The sequence below is a fragment of the Allosphingosinicella sp. genome, assembly GCF_036387215.1.
Taxonomy (GTDB): domain Bacteria; phylum Pseudomonadota; class Alphaproteobacteria; order Sphingomonadales; family Sphingomonadaceae; genus Allosphingosinicella.
The window spans coordinates 1-2,735 of record NZ_DASVUE010000421.1 but is presented as its reverse complement, the minus strand read 5'-3'; the positions used below and the strand labels follow the sequence as shown (position 1 = coordinate 2,735).

The following is a 2,735-nucleotide window of genomic DNA, read 5'->3' as shown; positions in this document are numbered from 1 at the left end:
CGCGCCAGCAATCTCGCCCAGCCGGACCGGAAGCATCTGCTCGGTCACGGGCTCGTCGTCGACGAAGATGGCGCCGCTCGGATCGAGCGAGATCTGAACGGGCTTCACCTCCTGGTCGAGCGCACCAGCCTTGCTGTCCGGAAGGTCCACCGGCACGCCGGCGACGAGCAGCGGCGCCGTCACCATGAAGATGATCAGAAGCACCAGCATCACGTCCACCATCGGAGTGACGTTGATCTCCGCCATAGGCGTCCGCCGCCCGCGGCGGTTGGAGCCGAGGATCGGTCCCATCGCCATCAGAGCTCCCCTCCCTGCAAGGGAGGGGCGGGGGGTGGGTTGAGCGTTGTGGCCGGCTCGATGCCGGCTGCGCCGCTGTGGGTGGCAAGGCACGAGGCTCGCTTCGCTCGCACCCACCCCCGGCCCCTCCCTTCCAGGGAGGGGAGAAGGTTTGGCGTCACCCTCATCCCTCCCGCTCCAGCTCGCGGCTCAACGCTCCGTGGAAGCCGTCGGCAAAGCGGGAGAGGCGCGCCTCGATCCGGTTGATGCCGAAGCTCATGCGATTGTAGGCGATCACCGCCGGAATGGCCGCGAAGAGGCCGATCGCGGTCGCGAACAAGGCCTCGGCGATGCCGGGGGCGACGACGGCGAGGCTCGTGTTGTTTGCCCCGGCAATGTCACTGAAGCTGCGCATGATGCCCCAGACGGTGCCGAACAGGCCGACGAAGGGAGCCACCGAGCCGATCGTCGCCAGGATGTTAAGGCGCTCGGCCAGCCGATCGGTCTCGGCCGCGACTGCCGAATGCATCGCCGTCGCGAGCCTCGATCGCGCGCCTTCCTTGTCGACGACCTTGCCCGCAGTGGAGCGGCGCCATTCGCCGATCCCGGCCGCGAACACCTTGGCACTCGGCAGATCCTCCTTGCCGCGCAGAGAGTAGAAATCGTCCATGTCGTCGGCGCGGGCGAATTCCTGCTCGAAGCGCGCATCCTCGCGGTTGATGCGGCGGATGCGCCAGGCGTGGCTGATGATGATCGCCCAGGTCCAGATGCTTGCGAGGATGAGGCCGATCATCACCGATTTGACGACGATGTCGGCCTGCATGAACAAGGCGACCGGCGACATCGCTTCACTCGCTGCCGCCGCTCCAACATTAGCCACTTGCTCTAATCCCCTTTCAGCCGTTCGAATATTTCCACCCACCCGCGCGGCTGGCGCTTCGGCCGGCCCTCCCGCGTCAGGAATGCCGCCGTCACTCTGGCGTCGGTCAGGATTTCATCCCCGCGCATGACTCGCTGATGAATGACGCAGCTCGCCGCCCGCACTTCGAGGACTCGGCTGACGATCACCAGCTCGTCGTCCAGCCGCGCCGGCGCCCGATATTTGATGTGGGCCTCGGCGACCGCATAGACGCCCTCGCCGCTCTCGAGCGCCGTCCGCTGGTCGATGCCGACGGCGCGCAGCATGTCCGATCGCGCCCGCTCCATGAAGCGCAGGTAATTGGCATAATAGACGATGCCGGCGGTGTCGGTGTCCTCGAAATAGACGCGCAGCGCGAAGCGGTGGGTCTTGCCCACGAACGCGCCCGAATACGGCCTGTCGATTTCCCCGCCCATTAACCAATGGCTCTAACGAGCGGAGATTCCGAGCGAAAGGCTGGAACGGGCCGAGCCGACTCAAAAATGCGTTCGTTCGACGCAGTCTCAGCGCCGCCGACGGAGAGCCCCTGCCTGCGCCTCCACAAGGGCGATGAGGTCTCCCTGAGCGAGGCTCATGTCAACGGTGTGCAAGCCCCAGCCGGGCTGCACGGCGCCGGCGAGAACCACGTCGCCCGGTATCTCGTCGGTGCGCTGATCCTTCGGGTCGGCATTCACCGTCACTGCCAGATAGCCCAGCTGCCCATTGTTTACGCAGGTTCCCGAGACAAGGCCGTCGGTGCGGAGAAAGGCCGTCGGCGGCGCGCCGCCCGCAGACCATTTGATGGAGCTCGGCGTTCCCTGCCCCGCAGGACCCGCATACCAATAGCTGTCCAGCCGCGCGGGACTCTTCTTCAGCCGAGCCGGATTGGTGCAGGCGACGGTCATTCCCGGCTTCGTGGCGCGCCCGAAAAGCGCGCCGGCCGGAGGCGGGCTGCCCGCCCGGAACGAGACGTAGGAGACGACGCAGCCGGTCTGGCCAACCTTCGTGCAGAGCGGCGTCTGCTTGAAGGTTCCTCCGTCCAGCTTCCCTTCCGGCACTTCCACGTTGAAGCCGATCAGCAGCGCCGACAGCATCCGCCTGGCCGCGGGCGTCCCTTCGATCTCCTGCGCGAGCAGCCGGGTCAAGTGGATCGTTCCCTGCGAGTGGCCGATCAGGACGAAGGGGCGGCCCTGGTTGCGGTGCTGCAGATAGTGGCGCCAGGCGGCAAGCACGTCCCGATAGGCGAGGTCCATCGTCTGAACCGTGTTGGTGGCGGTCCCCATCGCCTGCCGCATGAGGGCAGCGAGCGTCGCCTGCCGGTACAAGGGCGCGAAGGTACGGCAGACGCTTCCGAAGCGGGCGAACTGGACCGCGGCGGCCGCATGCTCCTCCGTGCCGGGTGAGAGGTCGCTATTGTCGATCGGATCCCTTGAGACGGTGGGGTAGACGTAGAAGCAATCGACTGCAGCAGCCTTGTTCGGCACACTCTGTCCGACCGAGCCATAGCCGTTCGCGTTGAGCGCCGTCGTCGGCAGCGGCTTCCCGCATGTATCGTCGCGGC

At 66.5% G+C, this 2,735-nt stretch carries 4 protein-coding genes; all 4 read right to left on the bottom strand.

Annotated features, from left to right (window positions below):
- Positions 1-297: ExbD/TolR family protein (locus tag VF662_RS16055; RefSeq protein WP_464142960.1), on the bottom strand; the 297-nt coding region annotated here is incomplete at its 3' end.
- 163 nt (positions 298-460) lie between these two features.
- On the bottom strand, positions 461-1,120 hold the full coding sequence (gene tolQ, locus VF662_RS16050; protein WP_464142959.1) for a protein TolQ: 660 nt from the start codon (positions 1,118-1,120) through the stop codon (positions 461-463).
- Positions 1,121-1,161: 41 nt separating this feature from the next.
- The gene (ybgC, locus tag VF662_RS16045) at positions 1,162-1,611 is read right to left on the bottom strand and encodes a tol-pal system-associated acyl-CoA thioesterase (RefSeq protein WP_464142958.1); all 450 of its coding nucleotides are present in this window, start codon (positions 1,609-1,611) and stop codon (positions 1,162-1,164) included.
- Between the two features lie 87 nt (positions 1,612-1,698).
- Positions 1,699-2,735: DUF3089 domain-containing protein (locus VF662_RS16040; protein ID WP_464142957.1), on the bottom strand; the 1,037-nt coding region annotated here is incomplete at its 5' end.

Bases quoted from the DNA above. Each gene is read 5' to 3' on its own strand.
- tolQ (WP_464142959.1), bottom strand. From the start codon at position 1,120: ATGTCGCCGGTCGCCTTGTTCATGCAGGCCGACATCGTCGTCAAATCG.
- ybgC (WP_464142958.1), bottom strand. From the start codon at position 1,611: ATGGGCGGGGAAATCGACAGGCCGTATTCGGGCGCGTTCGTGGGCAAG.